This is a genomic window from Streptomyces sp. NPDC048420 (assembly GCF_040651535.1).
Taxonomy (GTDB): domain Bacteria; phylum Actinomycetota; class Actinomycetes; order Streptomycetales; family Streptomycetaceae; genus Streptomyces.
On the sequence record NZ_JBEZKG010000010.1, the window covers coordinates 67,841 to 85,661 of the forward strand.

At 72.4% G+C, this 17,821-nt stretch carries 14 protein-coding genes and 1 pseudogene; 3 read left to right on the top strand and 12 right to left on the bottom strand.

Annotated features, from left to right (window positions below):
• Positions 1-16: 16 nt before the first annotated feature.
• The 9 genes and pseudogenes from AB0D34_RS19595 to rimP form a co-directional block, all read right to left on the bottom strand.
• The gene (locus tag AB0D34_RS19595; protein WP_362663046.1) at positions 17-967 is read right to left on the bottom strand and encodes a bifunctional riboflavin kinase/FAD synthetase; all 951 of its coding nucleotides are present in this window, start codon (positions 965-967) and stop codon (positions 17-19) included.
• A 148-nt stretch (positions 968-1,115) separates the two neighbouring features.
• A pseudogene (locus AB0D34_RS19600) lies at positions 1,116-4,488 on the bottom strand (trypsin-like peptidase domain-containing protein).
• A gap of 747 nt (positions 4,489-5,235) precedes the next feature.
• The gene (gene truB, locus AB0D34_RS19605) at positions 5,236-6,141 is read right to left on the bottom strand and encodes a tRNA pseudouridine(55) synthase TruB (protein ID WP_362663047.1); all 906 of its coding nucleotides are present in this window, start codon (positions 6,139-6,141) and stop codon (positions 5,236-5,238) included.
• The gene (gene rbfA / locus AB0D34_RS19610; RefSeq protein WP_007385054.1) at positions 6,138-6,590 is read right to left on the bottom strand and encodes a 30S ribosome-binding factor RbfA; all 453 of its coding nucleotides are present in this window, start codon (positions 6,588-6,590) and stop codon (positions 6,138-6,140) included. The genes truB and rbfA overlap by 4 nt, the downstream gene beginning before the upstream one ends.
• Positions 6,591-6,622: 32 nt before the next feature.
• Entirely contained in the window at positions 6,623-6,916 is a 294-nt protein-coding gene (locus tag AB0D34_RS19615) for a DUF503 domain-containing protein (protein WP_362663048.1), read from the bottom strand.
• A gap of 146 nt (positions 6,917-7,062) precedes the next feature.
• The gene (infB, locus tag AB0D34_RS19620; RefSeq protein WP_362663049.1) at positions 7,063-10,209 is read right to left on the bottom strand and encodes a translation initiation factor IF-2; all 3,147 of its coding nucleotides are present in this window, start codon (positions 10,207-10,209) and stop codon (positions 7,063-7,065) included.
• Positions 10,210-10,370: 161 nt separating this feature from the next.
• Positions 10,371-10,652 (bottom strand): YlxR family protein, encoded by a 282-nt coding sequence (locus AB0D34_RS19625; RefSeq protein ID WP_123991941.1) that lies wholly within the window; start codon positions 10,650-10,652, stop codon positions 10,371-10,373.
• A 90-nt stretch (positions 10,653-10,742) separates the two neighbouring features.
• Positions 10,743-11,741 carry a transcription termination factor NusA gene (gene nusA / locus AB0D34_RS19630; RefSeq protein ID WP_362663050.1) on the bottom strand — a complete coding sequence of 333 codons (999 nt, stop codon included), beginning with the start codon at positions 11,739-11,741 and terminating at the stop codon, positions 10,743-10,745.
• Between the two features lie 2 nt (positions 11,742-11,743).
• Positions 11,744-12,241 carry a ribosome maturation factor RimP gene (gene rimP, locus AB0D34_RS19635; protein ID WP_362663051.1) on the bottom strand — a complete coding sequence of 166 codons (498 nt, stop codon included), beginning with the start codon at positions 12,239-12,241 and terminating at the stop codon, positions 11,744-11,746.
• A 176-nt stretch (positions 12,242-12,417) separates the two neighbouring features.
• Here rimP and AB0D34_RS19640 point away from each other — a divergent pair, with 176 nt between their 5' ends.
• The 3 genes from AB0D34_RS19640 to AB0D34_RS19650 are packed head-to-tail and all read left to right on the top strand — an operon-like array spanning position 12,418 to position 14,321.
• A complete protein-coding gene (locus AB0D34_RS19640; RefSeq protein WP_362663052.1) occupies positions 12,418-12,942 on the top strand; it encodes a hypothetical protein in 525 nt (174 codons plus the stop codon).
• Complete coding sequence (locus AB0D34_RS19645; protein ID WP_362663053.1) at positions 12,939-13,403, top strand: ferritin-like domain-containing protein; 465 nt, start codon at positions 12,939-12,941, stop codon at positions 13,401-13,403. The genes AB0D34_RS19640 and AB0D34_RS19645 overlap by 4 nt, the downstream gene beginning before the upstream one ends.
• A gap of 27 nt (positions 13,404-13,430) precedes the next feature.
• Entirely contained in the window at positions 13,431-14,321 is an 891-nt protein-coding gene (locus AB0D34_RS19650) for an aminoglycoside phosphotransferase family protein (protein WP_362663054.1), read from the top strand.
• Positions 14,322-14,480: 159 nt separating this feature from the next.
• On the opposite strand, the gene AB0D34_RS19655 is transcribed toward AB0D34_RS19650, so the two are convergent.
• From AB0D34_RS19655 to AB0D34_RS19665, 3 genes are all read right to left on the bottom strand, one after another.
• Entirely contained in the window at positions 14,481-16,184 is a 1,704-nt protein-coding gene (locus AB0D34_RS19655; protein ID WP_362663055.1) for a proline--tRNA ligase, read from the bottom strand.
• Between the two features lie 77 nt (positions 16,185-16,261).
• Positions 16,262-16,792: a GNAT family N-acetyltransferase gene (locus tag AB0D34_RS19660; RefSeq protein ID WP_362663056.1), complete on the bottom strand. Its 531-nt coding sequence runs from the start codon at positions 16,790-16,792 to the stop codon at positions 16,262-16,264.
• 89 nt (positions 16,793-16,881) lie between these two features.
• Positions 16,882-17,730, bottom strand: coding sequence for a GNAT family N-acetyltransferase (locus tag AB0D34_RS19665; RefSeq protein ID WP_362663057.1), 849 nt, complete (start codon positions 17,728-17,730; stop codon positions 16,882-16,884).
• Positions 17,731-17,821 lie beyond the last annotated feature (91 nt).

Here is a 17,821-nt window from a genome sequence, read left to right on the forward strand (position 1 = left end):
GTCCTTGATCGGGCGATCAGGCCCCCGCGCCCTCGATCAGCTCACGGCAGCGCTGCACGTCGACGGCCATCGCCTTCAGCAGCGCGTCCAGCGACTCGAACTTCTGCTGCCCGCGCACATAGGCGAGGAAGTCCACCGCCACATGCAGCCCGTACAGGTCGAGGCCGACGCGGTCGATCGCGTACGCCTCCACCGTGCGCTCGGTGCCGTCGAACTGCGGGTTGGTGCCGACGGAGATCGCGGCCGGCATCACCTCGCCCTGGGCGTGCAGCCAGCCGGCGTAGACGCCGTCGGCGGGGATGGCGGTGTGTGGCAGCGTCTCGACGTTGGCGGTGGGGAAGCCCAACTCCCGTCCCCGCTGGGCCCCACGTACGACCACGCCCTCCACCCGGTGCGGGCGGCCCAGGATCTCGCCGGCGCCCTCCACGTCCCCCTCGGCGACCAGACGCCGGGTCAGAGTGGAGGAGAACGGCTCGCCGCCGCCCGCCGCGCCGGACACGTACAGGTCGACGACCTCGACCTCGAAGTCGTACGTCTTGCCCTGCTCGACGAGGAACTCGACGTTGCCCGCGGCCTTGTGGCCGAAGCGGAAGTTGGGGCCCTCGACGACCGCCTTGGCGTGCAGCTTGTCGACGAGGACCTTGACGACGAAGTCGGCCGGCGAGAGCTTCGAGAACTCCGTGGTGAAGGGGAGGATCAGGATCGCGTCCACGCCCAGGTCCGCCATGAGTTCGGCGCGGCGGTGGTGCGGGGCCAGCAGCGGCGGGTGGCTGCCGGGGCGGACGACCTCGCTGGGGTGCGGGTCGAAGGTGACGACGACCGAGGGGACGCCCAGCTCACGCGCCCGGTCCACGGCGTGCCGGATGATCAGCTGGTGCCCGCGGTGGACCCCGTCGTAGGAACCGATGGTGACGACGCTGCGCCCCCAGTCCTCGGGGATGTCCTCCAAGCCACGCCAGCGCTGCACTGTGACCGCTCCTCGTCGAACCCGTGTCCGTATTGACTCTCAAGACCTGCGCAGGTCTAAGGGTGCCATGCCGCGTGCCCGTGGCTCGCATCGGCATGGGGGCTGTGACCCGACGCACGCGGAGGCGGAGGCTCCTCATCGCCCGCTCTCAGGCCGGAACCCGTACGCCCGCCAGGTTCTCGATCATCCGCCGGGTACTGGGGCCGACCACCGCCGCCCACTCCTGCGGCGCGTCGGCGAGCCAGCCGGCCCTCCAGCGCGGCGAAGCCGGGGACATGACGGCCGAGGTCGACGAGGCCCCGGTCGAAGCGGGCCGCGCCGTCCGGGGTGCGCACGAGGAGGAGGCCGATGCGGTGGACGAGGTCGCGGACACCCGCGTCCGCGCGGGCGGCGGCCGCGGGCAGCAGGGCGACCAGGACCGCGGGCTCCTGTTCGTGGGCAAGCAGGGATTCGAGGAGTTCCTGCCGCAGCGGCAGGGAGGCGGAGGTGCCGGGCCCCGCGAGCACGGCCGCCAGCGCGGCCCGCACCCCTTCCGGGCCGCCGTCGAGCAGTCCGGTGACCAGCGGGAGGAGTACGGCCCGGGAGGCCGGGCCCTGGTCGAGGCGCCGGTCGACGTACGCGGCCACGTCCCCGGCGGTCTCCGGGCGCCGCTGGACGACCTCCCGCACCAGCGCGGCCACCCGGCGGGCCAGCGCGGGCGTGGTGACGTCGGCGAGGGTGCGCAGCGCCTTGCCGGCGCCGGGCCGCCGCAGCCGCTCCCGGAAGGCGTCCAGGACCGGGTCGGGGTCGGTGGCGAGCGCGGGGACCAGCGCGTCGGCCGGGAACTGCGGGTCGCCGGCCTCGAAGTACCCGAGCGCCTGCGGGAGATGACGGGCACGCGTGCGTGGGTCGCGGACGAGCAGGGCGAGCGCACCGCCGTGCAGGGTGCAGTCCTCGGGGCGGGCCAGCAGCGCGAGGGCGGCGTAGCGCAGCAGCTCACGGTCGGCCTCGGTGCGCACATGCGGGGCGGCACGCACTCCGTAGGCCGCCGCGGCCACTCTCCTCGCGGGCCGCTCGTCGTGCGCCCACCGGTCCACGGCCCGGCACACCGCCGACGGCTCGTCCTCGGCCAGCACGGCGAGCAGCTCGTCGGCCCGCCGGTGCGCGCACCCGACGAGCACCTCGGTGAGATCGTCCAGGGCCCGGGTCCGATGCGTGTGCAGCAGCGCCTGCGCGGCCTCCGCCACGGTCGCGTGCGGGGTCGCGGGCAGCGGCCGCTCGTCGTCGAACCAGCGGGTGAGACACGGCTGTACGGCGGTGGGGTCGACGGCGAGCAGCTCCGCCACCAAGTCCAGGAACCGTGGACCGGGCTCGTGCGGGGGCCCGTCGGCGAGGACGAGCCGGCGGAGCAGGTCGAAGCGGGTGTCCAGGGGAAGCGGGAGGGCGCTCCAGAAGGCGGGCCCGAACGCGGCCGGGACCGGTTCCGCTCGCTGGCGCCGGACCACGAGGCGGTCGGTGAGCTGCCGTAGGACATCGGTGTACGGGGTCGCGTCGGGCACGCGCAGCAGGGTCTCGGTAAGCAGGCGGGCCGCCCACCAGGAGTCCGGGTCGGCGTCGAGGGCGTGCAGCAACTCCTCCAGCCGGTACGCCAGTTGCGGTGTGCCGTGTTGGCGGGCGACGAGGAGCAGGGCCTGGACGACGGGACCGATGCGGTGGTGCGGGACCGGGAGGGGGTGTTCTGGGCCGGTGCGGCGGCGGTGGACCAGGGCGCGCAGGGCCTCGTCGAGGTCCAGGTGCATGCCCTGGATCCAGTCGGCGAGCTCCTCGTGGGCGAAGCGGTAGCCGGAGCCCGCGGGGACGAGGAGGCCCTCGGCGAGGACGGCGGAGGCCCAGCCGGTGCCGCCGAGCCGCTTCGGGGCCGGGCCCCAGGGGAACACCGCCTCGAAGGACTCCCGGTCCAGTTCGCCCTGGCCGGGGCCGAGGCTGCGCCGGGCCGCCTCGTGGACCTGGCCGGAGACCTTGGCCGCGAGCCGGCGGACGGCGGTGCCGCGCATCCCGCTCGGGGTGGCCAGCCGTACCGCGATGCGCAGGCACATCAGGTCGAGGTACGCGGAGAGGACCTCGTCGCGGTTCACGGGAGCGTCGGGGGCGTGCGGGATGGCCGCGCGGACCTCGGCGAGGAGGCGGAGGGTGAGGGGGTGGCGGGCGTCGGAGCCGGTGAGGACGGTGTCGGGGAGGGCGTAGCGGGCCCTGGCCCGGCGGGCCTCGTCGTCGGTGAGGTCGCCGAGCCGTACGCAAGGCTCCCCCGGGCCGCCGTGGAGCAGCTCCTTCGGGAAGTCCGCCTGCTCCCAGTGCTCCTCCCGGCACGCCACCACCAGCCGTGCCCCTGTCTCCCGCAGCCACTCCGCCGTGCCCTGCGTCCACTCGGCGAGGCGGTGGGCGAGGACCGGGGGCATCTCCTCGGGACCGTCGAGGAGGAGGAAGAGAGGCCGGGCGGCAGCGCGGGAGAGACGGGCCAGTCGCTCCGGGGAGAGGTCCCCGAGGTCGGCGGGGACGGTGTCCGTGGAGGCCGCCACGATCCGGGCGGCCCGGGTGAGCGCGCGGCGGGCCGCGTCGGCCACCGAGACGTCGGTGTCCTCCAGGTCGGCGCCGCGCAGCCACAGGGTGGGCGCGGGGGCGGGGCCGCGGTGGCGGCGGGCGGCGAGGGCCGCGAGTTCCGTCGTTCGGCCGCTGCCGGGCGGTCCGACGAGCCCGAGGACGGTGTCCGGGCCCTCGGTGAACGCGGCGAACTGCCTTGCGGTCGCGGTCCGTTCGACGGGTTCCGTGGCGTCTTGCCGCCCCACGTAACCGGCCAGCGCGCCCGGCGGGCCGTCCTGGCCCACCGAGGTGGCGGTCAGCTCCAGGACACCGGCCAGGTTGAGGTCGGCGCCGTACGCCGGGACCGTCGCCGCGTTCTTGGCGAGCAGGTCGGCGAGGGGGCCGGTCCGGGCGGGGCTGAGGGGGACGGCGTAGGCGCCGTCGCGGTGGCCGCTCTGCAGGGCGGTGCCGAGGACGGCGACCACCGCGCCGGTCCCGGCGTCGAGCACCGGGCCCCCGGCGGCCCCGCCGCCCAGCCGCAGCGCGTCCCGTCCTGCCGTGCCGATCGCCAACTCCAGGGCGCCGTCCAGCAGATGGAAGCGGTCGGTGGCCGTGTAGGTCACGGTGGCCGCGCCCAGCACCCGGGCCTCGCGCCAGCAGCCGGCGGGGAGACGGACATAGCTGCCGGTCTCGGCGGTGTCGCGCACGGACACCGGAAGCGGGTCCACTCCGAGGCCTTCGGTACGGACGAGCGCCAGGTCCAGCTCGGGCAGTGGGGTCACCGCGTCGGCGGTCACCACACAGCTGCGGTCACCGGCGTGCAGGACGAGCCGGGGCAGCCCGTCGACGGCCTCGTGGCTGGTGACGACGGTGCCGTGGTGATCGGCCACGAAGCCGAGACCGCGGGGCCGGCCCGCCAGGTCATGGACGCGCACGAGATCCGCGTCCCGCCCGGGCCCGACCACCTGGTCCTGGGCCCGCTGCCGGCCCCGCGCCTGCCGCGAGCGGCCGCCCCTCCACGCCGACCGGGCGCCCGCACAGGGACCGCGCCGGGACTGCCCTCCGTCACCGGCCTCGGGCTCACCGCCCCGATCGACCCACAAGGCCTCGCCCCCCTCACCCTCACCGACCTGATCAGCCCGACCGGCCCTGCGCGACTCCCGCTCCCCGGCCCAATCGACCCACGAGACCTCGCCCCCCTCACCCTCACCGACCTGATCAGCCCGACCGGCCCTGCGCGACTCCCGCTCCCCGGCCCGATCAGCCCATCCGGCCTCGCCTGTCCGCCCATTCCCCTGCCGAGTCCCGGGACCGACGCGTCCGTCTGCGCCTCCGGCCTCCCGGACCGCCGCCGACCCGACCGTCCGCCGGGCGGCCCCGTCCTCCCGCGCCCAGTTCTCCGCGCCGGTGCCGGAGGAGGGAGGAACCGCTCCACCGACGGAGTCTCCTGCCGCCATGGTCGAACCTCCCCGCCGTACGCACGTTCCTGCTGTCGACGGTAGGCGCGGGGTGATCAGCGGGACAGATCGCGTCGTGAACGCGCCCCCTTCCACCCCCCTGCTTCACTCCGAGCGCCTGCCTGCGCGGGTGAATGGAAGGTGAGCGGCGGATACACCCTAGGGGTGGGGGAACCGAGGGGGGACCGTGGAGCGGCGGCACAACCCCGTGATCGCCGCTCCACGGGCAGACCGCCCCGGGCCCCCTAAAAGGCCTCAGCCGAAGACGGCCAGGCTCTTGGCCTTGCCCTTCTGTTCCTCGACCAGCGCGAGAAAGCGTCCCTCGGGGTCGAAGACGGCCACCGCACCGGCGCCCGCGTACACGTCGGGCATGTCGAGCCGTACACCGTTGGTGAGCAGCTTGGCCCGCCGCGCGTCGACGTCCCAGCGGGGAAACGCGGCCGTGGCGGCCTCGGCGATCGGCATCACCGTGAGCTCCTGCTGGAGCTGGTCGAGGGTCTTGGCCGCGTCCAGCTTGTACGGGCCCACGCGCGTGCGGCGCAGAGCCGTCAGATGGCCGCCGACGCCCAGATCGGCGCCCAGGTCGCGGGCGAGGGCCCGGATGTAGGTGCCGGACGAGCAGACCACCGAGACCACCAGGTCCACCACCGGCGTACCGTCCTCTGCGACCGCGTCCCGGACGTCGTACACCGCGAAGGACGAGATGGTGACCGGCCGCGCGGGGATCTCGAACTCCTCGCCCTCACGGGCCCGTTTGTAGGAGCGCACCCCGTCGATCTTGATGGCGCTGACCTTGGACGGCACCTGCATGATGTGGCCGCTGAGCTTCGCGATCCCGGCGTCGACGGCCTCTCGGGTGACCTTCGAGGCGTCGACCGACCCCGTGATCTCGCCCTCGGCGTCGTCGGTCAGGGTCGTCTGGCCGAGCCGGATCGTGCCCAGGTACTCCTTCTCGGTCAGCGCGAGGTGCCCGAGGAGCTTGGTCGCCTTCTCGACACCGAGGACCAGCACACCCGTCGCCATGGGGTCGAGGGTGCCGGCGTGGCCGACGCGGCGGGTCCTGGCGATCCCGCGCATCTTGGCGACCACGTCGTGCGAGGTGAAGCCCGACGGCTTGTCGACGATGACAAGGCCGTCGGGCGTCCGGTTCTTCTCGGTCATTCGGCGGCGTCGTCCGTCTCGTCCTCGTCGCCCGGCTTCCGGTACGGGTCGGCGTCACCGGCGTAGGCGGCACCCGCCGAGACCTCGCGCACCTTCTCGTCGGACTGGCGGGCCTTGTCGAGGAGGTCGTCGATGGTCTTGGCGGTGTCGGGCAGCGCGTCCGCGACGAAGGTCAGCGTCGGCGTGAACTTCACACCCGCCGCCGCCCCCACGGCGGACCGGAGCACGCCCTTGGCGCTCTCCAGTCCGGCTGCCGCGGCCGCCCGCTCCTCGTCACCGCCGTACACGGTGTAGAAGACGGTCGCCTCCCGCAGGTCACCCGTGACCCGGGTGTCCGTGATGGTGACGTGTGAGCCGAGCCGCGGGTCCTTGATCCCGCGCAGCAGCTTCTGGGCCACCACCTCTCGGATGAGGTCCGCCAGCCTCTTGGCGCGCGCGTTGTCGGCCACTGGTCCGTCTCCTTAAGTACTTACTTGTTGCTTCAGTCTTCGTCGCTGTGGAGCCTGCGTCGAACCGAGAGCAGTTCCACCTCGGGCCGCCCTGCTACCAGCCGCTCACAGCGGTCCAGTACGTCGCTGAGGTGTCCCGTGTCCCCGGAGACCACCGCGAGCCCGATCTCGGCCCTGCGGTGGAGGTCCTGACTGCCCGTCTCCGCCGCGCTCACCGCGTACTTGCGCTGGAGCTCGGCCACGATCGGACGGACGAGAGACCGTTTCTCCTTCAGCGAGTGGACGTCACCGAGGAGCAGGTCGAAGGACAGAGTCCCCACATACATGTGTGTCCGGATGTCCCGCCGGTTCGGGGTACGGGCGCCGCGTCGACGCCGATACGGGAACCGTACACGCAACGGCCGGGGCCGATCGACGGAAATTCCCAGAGGGAACGGCTCCGCCGATCGGCCCCGATCGCGTGCTGTGACGGTCAGCCTCGCGGCTTCTCGCGCATCTCGTACGTCGCGATGACGTCGTCGATCTTGATGTCGTTGAAGTTTCCGAGGTTGATACCGCCCTCGAAGCCTTCGCGGATCTCGGTGACGTCGTCCTTGAAGCGGCGCAGGCCCTCGATGTTGAGGTTCTCCGCGATGACCTTGCCATCGCGCAGCAGACGGGCCTTGGTGTTGCGCTTGACCTCGCCGGAGCGGATGAGAACACCCGCGATGTTGCCCAGCTTGGACGAGCGGAAGACCTCGCGGATCTCCGCCGTACCGAGCTCGACCTCTTCGTACTCCGGCTTGAGCATGCCCTTGAGGGCCGCCTCGATCTCCTCGATCGCCTGGTAGATGACCGAGTAGTAGCGGACGTCCACACCCTCGCGCTCGGCCATCTGCTGTGCCCGCCCGGCGGCGCGCACGTTGAAGCCGATCACGATGGCGTCGGAGCCCATCGCCAGGTCGATGTCCGACTCCGTGACCGCACCGACACCGCGGTGCAGGACGCGGATGTCGACCTCTTCGCCGACGTCCAGCTGGAGCAGGGAGGACTCGAGGGCCTCGACGGAACCAGAAGCGTCACCCTTGATGATGAGGTTGAGCTGCTGGACCTCGCCGGCCTTGAGCACCTTGTCCAGGTCCTCGAGCGAGACGCGGCGCGTGCGCTTGGCGAAGGCCGCGTTGCGCTCGCGGGCGGCACGCTTCTCGGCGATCTGACGGGCCGTACGGTCCTCCTCGACCACGAGGAAGTTGTCGCCGGCACCCGGGACGTTGGTCAGACCCAGCACCTGGACCGGCGTGGACGGACCCGCCTCGGCGACGTTGTTGCCGTTGTCGTCGAGCATGGCGCGCACACGGCCGTAGGCGTCGCCCACGACCATGGTGTCGCCGACCCGCAGGGTGCCTCGCTGCACGAGGACCGTCGCCACGGCACCGCGGCCGCGGTCGAGACGGGACTCGATGGAGATGCCCTGCGCGTCCTGGTTCGGGTTGGCCCGCAGGTCGAGCGAGGCGTCCGCGGTCAGGACCACGGCCTCCAGCAGCGAGTCGATGTGCAGACCCTGCTTGGCGGAGATGTCGACGAACATGGTGTCGCCGCCGTACTCCTCGGCCACCAGGCCGTACTCGGTCAGCTGACCGCGCACCTTGGTCGGGTCGGCGCCCTCGACGTCGATCTTGTTGACCGCGACGACGATCGGGACGTCGGCCGCCTTGGCGTGGTTGAGCGCCTCGACCGTCTGCGGCATGACGCCGTCGTTGGCCGCGACGACCAGGATCGCGATGTCCGTCGACCGGGCACCACGGGCACGCATGGCGGTGAACGCCTCGTGACCCGGGGTGTCGATGAAGGTGATCGCGCGGTCCTCGTCGTTGACCTGGGTCGAGACCTGGTAGGCACCGATGTGCTGGGTGATGCCGCCGGCCTCGCCCGCGATGACGTTCGTCTTGCGGATGGCGTCGAGGAGTCGGGTCTTACCGTGGTCGACGTGACCCATGACGGTCACGACCGGCGGACGGACGACCAGGTCCTCGTCGTCGCCCTCGTCCTCGCCGAACTCGATGTCGAAGGACTCGAGCAGCTCGCGGTCCTCCTCCTCGGGGCTGACGATCTGAACCGTGTAGTTCATCTCGCCGGCGAGGAGCTGCAGCGTCTCGTCGGAGACGGACTGCGTGGCCGTGACCATCTCGCCGAGGTTCATCATGACCGCGACGAGGGACGCCGGGTTGGCGTTGATCTTCTCCGCGAAGTCGGTGAGCGACGCACCGCGCGACAGGCGAATGGCTTCGCCGTTGCCGCGAGGCAGCATCACGCCGCCGACCGACGGGGCCTGCATGGCCTCGTACTCCTGGCGCCTCTGCCGCTTCGACTTGCGACCGCGACGCGCGGGACCGCCGGGACGACCGAAGGCGCCCTGCGTGCCACCACGGCCACCGGGACCGCCGGGACGACCACCGAAGCCGGGACGACCGCCGCCGCCACCGCCGGGACCACCCGGACGGCCGGCGAAACCGCCGCCACCGCCACCGGGACCCGCGGGACGACCGGCGAAGCCGCCGCCACCGCCACCGGGACGACCGGCGAAACCGCCGCCGCCACCGGGACGACCGCCGCCACCGCCGCCGGGGCGACCGCCACCGCCACCGGGACCGCGGCCACCGGGGCCACCGCCGCCGGGACGCGGGCCGGCAGCCGGACGCTGCGGCATCATGCCGGGGTTGGGACGCGGGCCGCCGGGGCCGCCGCCGGGACGGGGACCGCCCTGCGGACGGGGCATACCGCCGGGGCTGGGACGGGCGCCGCCCGGAGCCTGCGGACGGGGACCGCCCGCCGCGCCCTGGGGACGGGGACCGCCCTGGCCCTGACCCTGCGGACGCGGGGCGCCGCCGGGACGCTCACCGGGGCCACCAGGGCCGCCGGGGCGCGGGGCACCGCCGGGACGGGGCGCCTGCGGGCGCGCCATGCCGGTGGAGCCACCAGAGGTGAAGGGGTTGTTGCCCGGACGGGGACCGGCCGGACGGGCACCGGGACGCGGCGCCTGGCCACCCGGACGCGGGGCGCCGGGACGCTCGCCACGGTCACCACGACCCTGGCCGCCCTGGCCGGGACCACCGGCGGGACGCGGAGCACCCGGACGCGGGGCCTGGCCGGCCGGACGCGGAGCGTTCGGACGCGGGCCGGAGCCCTGGCCCTGCGAACCCTGGCCCTGGGAGGCCGGAGCGGCGGGAGCCGACGGCGGCGCGGTGAACTCGGGCGTGGTCGGAGCCGGGGACGCCGGGGCGGGCCGCGGCGCGGGCTTCGGGCCCGGAGTGGGACGGGGGCCGGGAGCGGCCGGGGCGGCGGGAGCCGCGGGCCTCTCGGCGGCGGCCGGCTTGGGGGCCGGCGGGCGCGGGGCGGCCGGACGGGCTGCCTGCGCGGGAGAGGGGGCTGCCGGACGTGCCGGGGCAGCCTTGCGGGCGGGGGCGGGCTTGCCGCCTCCGTTGCCCTGCTGGAGGGCGTCCGTCAACTTACGGACGACGGGCGCTTCGATGGTCGAAGACGCCGAACGGACGAATTCACCGAGTTCTTGGAGCTTGGCCATGACGACCTTGCTCTCAACCCCGAACTCCTTGGCGAGTTCGTATACCCGGACCTTAGCCACTTCGCTCCTTTTAGGTCCGGGTGCGTCCGGACCGTCGCTACTTCATGGGCGTACTCATCGCGTGCTCATCGAGTGCTCATCGCAATCTCGACCTACTTCCAACTCGCGGTGTACAGGGCCGCACAGAGGTTCCGCGCGACGCTTCTTACGGTGTTGCCTGCTCAGCAACTGTCTGTCTGCTCGACGTACTGGCGCAACGCCTTTGTGTCGAGCGCTCCCGGGGCGCGCAGCGCCCGCGTGAACGCCCGGCGGCGTACCGCCTGGTCGAGACAGACCAGGGCGGGGTGAACGTACGCACCCCGGCCGGGCAGCGTACCGCGAGGATCAGGAACGCAGGCGTCCTTGATCGCCACGATGCGCAGCAGATCGGTCTTGGCCGCTCGCTGCCTGCATCCCACACAGGTTCGTTCAGGGCATGCGCGGGCGTGCGTCCGGCCAGACACTCTTAAGTCTACCTCCCCGTACCGACCTCACCCCTTGGGGGCGAGGATCGAACGGTTGTTGTCGTGATCTAAGCCACCGACGGCTTGGATCTATTCCCCGGCCCTGTCGGCGCTCTGCTCGGTGTCCGGCCGGATGTCGATCCGCCAGCCGGTGAGCCGGGCCGCGAGCCGGGCGTTCTGCCCTTCCTTGCCGATGGCGAGGGAGAGCTGGTAGTCGGGGACCGTCACCCGCGCGGAGCGGGCGGCCATGTCCACGACCTCCACCTTGGAGACCCGGGCGGGCGACAGCGCGTTCGCCACCATCTCGGCCGGGTCGTCCGACCAGTCGACGATGTCGATCTTCTCACCGTTCAGCTCGCCCATGACATTGCGCACCCGGCCGCCCATCGGGCCGATGCAGGCGCCCTTGGCGTTCAGGCCCGAACGGGTGGACCGTACGGCGATCTTGGAGCGGTGACCGGCCTCACGGGCGATCGCGGCGATCTCGACGGATCCGTCGGCGATCTCCGGCACCTCCAGGGCGAAGAGCTTCTTCACCAGGTTCGGGTGGGTGCGGGACAGCGTCACGGAGGGCCCGCGGACACCCCGCGCCACCCGGACGACGTACGACCGCAGCCGCATGCCGTGCGGATACGTCTCACCCGGGACCTGCTCCTGCACCGGCAGGATGGCCTCCAGCTTGCCGATGTCCACGAGGACGTTCTTCGGGTCGCGGCCCTGCTGGACCACGCCCATGACGATGTCGCCCTCCCGCCCCGCGTACTCGCCGAGCGTCGCGTCGTCCTCGGCGTCGCGCAGCCGCTGCAGGATGACCTGCTTGGCGGTGGTGGCGGCGATCCGGCCGAAGTCGGACGGGGTGTCGTCGAACTCCCGCGGCTCCTGGCCCTCTTCGAGCTCCTCGGGGTCTTCCTTCGCCCACACGACCACGTGTCCGGAGTCCCGGTCGAGCTTCACGCGCGCGTGGCGGTGGCTTCCCTCGGTGCGGTGGTAGGCGATGAGGAGGGCCGACTCGATCGCCTCGACCAACAGGTCGAAGGAGATCTCCTTCTCCCGTACCAAGCCCCGCAGGGCACTCATGTCGATGTCCACGGCTACGCCTCCTCTTCGTTCTTGTCCTTGCGGTTGAACTCGACCTGCACGCGCGCCCTGTCGATCTCCGAGAAGGCGAGGGTGCGGACGGTGGCCTTACGGCCCTTCACGCCGGGCACTTCGAGTTCGAGGCCCTCGTCGTCGACCTTCAGGATCCGGGCGACCAGTTCGCCGCCCTCGGTCAGCTGGAACTTCACCAGCCGGTCCAGGGCGCGCAGGTAGTGCCGGTGCTCCTTGAGGAGGCGCTCGGCGCCCGGGGTGCCGACCTCCAGGGTGTACTCCGCCTGGCCCATCGCGTCCGTCTCGTCGAGCTTCGCCGAGAGCGCGCGGCTCACATCGGCGATCTGGTCCAGGTCGGCACCGGTGTCCGAGTCGACGACGACACGCAGCACTCGCTTCCGTCCGACGGAGTCCACTGCGATCTCTTCGAGATCCAGGCCCTGGGAGGTGACGAGCGGTTCCAGGAGCTCTCGCAGCCTCTCGCTCTGGGTGGTGCTCATCCGGGTGACTCCTCGGCCGCGTGTGCTGTTGTGGGTAGGTCGCGTGTCTGGTCAAAGGGTATCCGGTCGCGGGGGGTGTTGCCGTCCAGGTGACCCCGGATGCGCGGGTACCGTGATCGCCGGCGGGCTCGACCTCCCGCCCGTGTGTTCGTACGAGCTTCCCGAGGACGTCTGTCGTGCCGTACCCCTTTCCGCCGCGCGTCCCCTCGGGGCCGCGCAGAAGATCCCTGCTCGCCTCGGTCGCCGGGGGCGCCCTGCTGACGGGGTGCTCCGACGGGACCGGAAGCAGCGAGGAGGGCACCGCCGGCAGCCCGTCCGCCGCCGAGCGGGTACGCGTGCGTGCGGCTCGGGACAGCAGGGGGATCGTCGAGCGGTACGACGTCGTCCTGGCCGCGTATCCGACGCTCGCGCAGCGACTCGGGCCGTTGCGGGCGGAAGCCGTACGGCATGTGGAGGCGTTCGGGGAGACGCTCACGGCGGCCTCACCCAGTGTGTCGAGCAACGCCTCGCCCTCGCCGTCGGTCACCGTGCCCGCGACCGAGAAGGACGCCCTCACCCAGCTCGCCGCCGCCGAGCGGGAGCTCGCCGACCGGCGGGCGAAGGCGCTGCTGGCCGTGCCGGGTGAGCTGGCCCGGCTGCTGGCCTCGGTGGCGGCGGCCGGCGCGGCGCACGCCTATCTGCTGATGGAGGGGGACCGGTGAGCGACGAGGACGAGCACGAGCTGGAGGCACTGCAGAAGGCGCTGGCCGCCGAGCACGCGGCCGTGTACGGCTACGGCGTGGTCGGCGGGCGGATCCGTGAGGGACGGCGTACGGAGGCCAAGGCCGCCTACGACGCCCACCGGGCCCGGCGGGACGCGCTGGTGCGTGAGGTACGGGGTCTGGGCGGGACGCCGGTGGCCGCCGCGGCGGCGTACGCGCTGCCCTTCCCGGTACCGGACTCGGCCGCGGCGGTACGGCTCGCCGCCGAGCTGGAGGACCGGGTCGCCGGCGTGTACTCCGACGTGGTGCGGGCAACCGAAGGCGGGCGGCGGGGTACGGCCGCGGAGGCGCTGCGGGAGGCCGCGGTGCGGGCGGTGCGCTGGCGCGGCGAGAGCGTAGCCTTCCCTGGGCTCGCCGAGCGGGCGGCCACGGCAGCGCCCACAGCAGCGCCCACGGCATGACACGGCACTGAAGGGAACACCTCGCGCATGGCTTTCGAACCGCCTCAGCGGCTGGTGCGGGCGCTCGGTGAGAGCGCTCCCGACGGTGACGACTGGGTGGAGAAGCTGCCCAAGACCGCCGCGGAGGCCGTCGCGGTGCGCGAGTTGACCGTGGAGCGGGTGCAGGTGCCCGGTGGGCGCAGCAGTCTCGTCGTGCTCGTGCGGCGGGCGGACGGGACACCGGCCGTGCTCAAGCTGGTGCCGCCTCGGTCCCGGCCCGAGAGCGAGCGGGCGGCTCTCGCGCACTGGGGTGGGCGGGGGGCCGTACAGCTGATCGAGCCCTTCGTCGATGAGGGTGTTCTGCTGCTTGAGCGGCTGCATCCGGATGTGTCCGTGCGATCGCTGCCGGAGGCGAAGGCGCTGCTTGAGGCGGCGGGGACCTTGCGGCGGCTGTGGGTGGAGCCGCCCGGTGACCATGTCTTCGAGACGGTGGCCGAGCGGACGGGCCGGCAGGCTTCTGCGATGCGGGGTGCTTCCGCGGAGGTGGCGTCGCTGGTGAGCGCCGCTCTCGACGCTCGGGAGTCGTTGCTGGTCGCGCCGCCGGAGGTGCGGTTGCTGCACGGGACGTTCCGGCAGAGCAAGGTGCTTTCCGGTGTGCGGTCTCCCTGGCTCGCCGTAGGGCCTGATCCTGTCGTCGGGGAGTGTGCGTTCGATCTTGCTCGGCTGGTGCGGGATCGGGTGGAGGACCTGATCGCCTCGCCCTCGGGGGCGGCGACCACGCGGCGGCGGGTGAAGCGGCTTGCGGAGTCGTTGGACGTGGATCAGGAGCGGTTGCGGGGGTGGACGTTGTTCCGGGCCGTGGAGTCGGGGGTGCGGGCGCTTCGGGTGGGGCGGCCTCGGGATGCCGAGTTGTTGCTGGAGTTCGCCGGGTGGCTTTGAAGGTCTGTTTCGGCTGCCGGCCGGTGGGGGCTGGTCGCGCAGTTCCCCGCGCCCCTGAACAGCATCACCTGGCCGTGAGTGTTGTCATGGCCGTACCCCTCCGTAGCCGTAGTGACGCTGTGTCACGCACTACGGTCGGGTACGGCCCCGAGAGACCGGTCAGACAGTGAGGCGGGCGATCGCCTCGTCCACCGTCAGCTCCTCGCGCTCACCGGTACGGCGGTCCTTGAGCTCCAGGACGCCCTCGGCCGAGCGGCGGCCCGCGACCAGGATCTTCGGTACGCCCATGAGCTCGGAGTCGGTGAACTTCACGCCCGGGGAGACGCCGGCGCGGTCGTCGACGAGGACCCGGAGGCCCGCCGCGCGCAGCTTCTCGGAGACGTCGAGGGCCAGTTCGATCTGGAGGGCCTTGCCGGCGGCGACCACGTGCACGTCGGCCGGGGCGACCTCGGCGGGCCAGCACAGGCCCTTGTCGTCGGCGGTCTGCTCGGCGAGGGCGGCGACCGCGCGGGAGACGCCGATGCCATAGGAGCCCATGGTCACGCGGACCGGCTTGCCGTTCTGGCCGAGGACGTCGAGCTTGAGGGCGTCGGCGTACTTGCGGCCCAGCTGGAAGATGTGGCCGATCTCGATGGCGCGGTCCAGCTTGAGGCCGGTACCGCACTTCGGGCACGGGTCGCCCTCCTGTACGACCACGACGTCGACGTACTGGTCGACCTCGAAGTCCCGGCCCGCGACGACGTTCTTCGCGTGCGTGTGCTCCTTGTTGGCGCCGGTGATCCAGGCGGTGCCGGGGGCCACCCGCGGGTCGGCGATGTACTGCACCTTCTCGCCCAGGCCCTGCGGGCCGACGTAGCCGCGGACGAGGTCGGGGCGGCCGACGAAGTCCTCCGCCGTGACCAACTCGACGGCGGCGGGCGCGAAGTGCGCCTCGACCTTGCCCAGGTCGACCTCGCGGTCGCCGGGGACGCCGACGGCCACGATCTCGCCGTCGACCTTCACGAGGAGGTTCTTGAGGGTGGCGGAGGCCTCGACGCCGAGGTGGGCGGCGAGGGTCTCGATGGTGGGGGTGTCGGGGGTCGGGATCTCCTCGAGGGCGGGCGCGGCGGAGGCGTCCTGCTCCTTGAGCTCGTACGTGATCGCCTCGGTGTTCGCCGCGAAGTCGCAGTTCGGGCAGTCCGCGAAGGTGTCCTCGCCGGCCTCGGCCGGGGCGAGGAACTCCTCCGACTTGGAGCCGCCCATCGCGCCGGCGGTGGCGGCGCAGATGCGGTAGTCGAGGCCGAGGCGCTCGAACACCTTCTGGTAGGCCTGGCGGTGCAGGGCGTAGGACTGGGCCAGGCCCTCGTCCTCGGTGTCGAAGGAGTACGAGTCCTTCATCAGGAACTCGCGGCCGCGCAGGATGCCGGCGCGGGGGCGGGCCTCGTCACGGAACTTCGTCTGGATCTGGTACAGGATGACCGGCAGGTCCTTGTAGGAGGACGCCTGGTCCTTGACCAGCAGAGTGAAGATCTCCTCGTGGGTCGGGCCGAGGAGGTAGTCGCCGCCCTTGCGGTCCTGCAGCCGGAACAGCTCCGGGCCGTACTCCTCCCAGCGGCCGGTCGCCTCGTACGGCTCCTTCGGCAGCAGCGCGGGAAGCAGCACCTCCTGGGCGCCGATCGCGTCCATCTCCTCCCGGACGATCCGCTCGACGTTGCGCAGCACCTTCATGCCGAGCGGCAGCCAGCTCCAGACGCCGGCCGCGGTACGGCGGACGTACCCGGCGCGCACGAGCAGCTTGTGGCTGAGGACCTCGGCGTCCGCCGGGTCGTCGCGCAGCGTCTTCGCCATCAACTGGGACATGCGCTGGACCGGTGCGTTCGCCATTGTTCTCGTACTCCTGCCGGGAAAGGGTGATGGCAAGGAGGTTAGCCGGGCGTGCTGTGGGGGTGGAAATCCGGTGTTCAGCGGTGACGCAGCGGGAGCGGGGCGCCCATCACGGCGTACGGCTTCGGGGCGCTCGGGAAGAGGACCTGGCGGGCGAGGTCCTGGTAGCCGAGGGAGTGGTACAGGCCGCGGGCCGGACTGTCGGTGTCGATCGCGGAGAGGATCGAGCGGGGTTCGGCGGCGCCGTCGGTGATCGTGGTGATCAGGGACCTGCCGATGCCGCGGTTCTGGTGGTGGGGGTGGACGTGCAGCTCGGTGATCACGAAGGAGTTGTCCAGCCAGGGGTCGTTGTGCTGGGCGCGGAGGTAGGGCTCCACGACTGTCGACCACCAGTGGGTGCGGTCGTTGGGCATGCCGTAGACGAATCCGACGAGGTTGCCGCCGACGGTTGCGCCGAGTGCCCTGGCGCCGGGATACGTCATGTGGCGGAGGACGATCTGGCGGCGGACCGCTACCTCGTCTGCGCCCAGACCGAATGCGATGGCCTGGACTGCCAGGGCCTCGTCTACGTGGGCGGACAGGTCCAGGGGGCCGATGACGAGGTCCATGCGGGGAGCGTACAGGGGAGTTCCGGGTGCGTGCCGGGTGCGGGCCCCTGGGGCTGGTCGCACAGTTCCCCGCGCCCTTTCAGGTGGGTTCAGAACAGGACGCTCATGAACGCCCCGACCTCCTGGAAGCCCACCCTCATGTACGTCCGCCTCGCCGGCGTATTGAAGTCGTTCACGTAGAGACTCACCACCGGGGCCACGTCCGCCAGGGCGTAACGCAGTACCGCCGCCATTCCGGGGGCGGCCACTCCCCTGCCGCGGTACTCGGGGGCCACCCAGACGCCCTGGATCTGGCAGGCCAGGTCCGTCGCCGCGCCGATCTCGGCCTTGAAGACGACCTTGCCGTGTTCGTCGAGGCGGGCGAACGAGCGGCCGGAGCCGACCAGTTCGGCCACCCGGGCCTGGTACAGCAGCCCCCCGTCGCCGGCCAGCGGGGAGACGCCGACCTCCTCGGTGAACATCGCCACGCAGGCCGGCATGATCGTCTCCATCTCGTCCTTGCGGATGCGGCGGACGTACGGATCCGGGGCGATGTCGGTGGGCATGCGGTCGGTGACCATGAGGGGCTGGTGGGCGCGGACCTCTCGGGCCGGGCCCCAACTCGGTTCCAGCAGCCGCCAGAGCTGGGCCGTGGGTTCCGCGGGACCGACGATGGAGGAGCAGCGGCGACCGGACCGTCGGGCACGGTCGGCGAAGGCGCGGACCGCGCGCGGGGTCGCGCAGATCGGGACCAGGTTGGCGCCGGCGTAGCAGAGGGACGTGAGCATGCCGTCCTCGTACCAGCCCCACATCTCGCCGCCGAGCCGCCACGGGTCGAGGCCGGCGACCTGGACCCTCGACGTCACGAAGGCGTTCGCGACCGGATCGCGGTCGAGTACGGCGAGCGCGGCGTCCAGGTCGCTCGGTTCGAGGACCCGGGAGGTCGTCTGGGTCAACACGGGCGGGGCCTCACACTGGGGTCTGCTGATCTCCGCACTGTACCTGCGGAAGCTGAGCCGCGCCGCCCTGTGTTCCGGTACCGGTCGGCAG

Excerpts from the sequence above, each read along its gene's own strand:
- truB (WP_362663047.1), bottom strand. The coding sequence starts at position 6,141 with ATGACCGAGAAGAACCGGACGCCCGACGGCCTTGTCATCGTCGACAAG.
- AB0D34_RS19615 (WP_362663048.1), bottom strand. The coding sequence starts at position 6,916 with ATGTATGTGGGGACTCTGTCCTTCGACCTGCTCCTCGGTGACGTCCAC.
- rimP (WP_362663051.1), bottom strand. The coding sequence starts at position 12,241 with ATGAGCACCACCCAGAGCGAGAGGCTGCGAGAGCTCCTGGAACCGCTC.
- AB0D34_RS19650 (WP_362663054.1), top strand. The coding sequence starts at position 13,431 with ATGGCTTTCGAACCGCCTCAGCGGCTGGTGCGGGCGCTCGGTGAGAGC.
- AB0D34_RS19655 (WP_362663055.1), bottom strand. The coding sequence starts at position 16,184 with ATGGCGAACGCACCGGTCCAGCGCATGTCCCAGTTGATGGCGAAGACG.
- AB0D34_RS19660 (WP_362663056.1), bottom strand. The coding sequence starts at position 16,792 with ATGGACCTCGTCATCGGCCCCCTGGACCTGTCCGCCCACGTAGACGAG.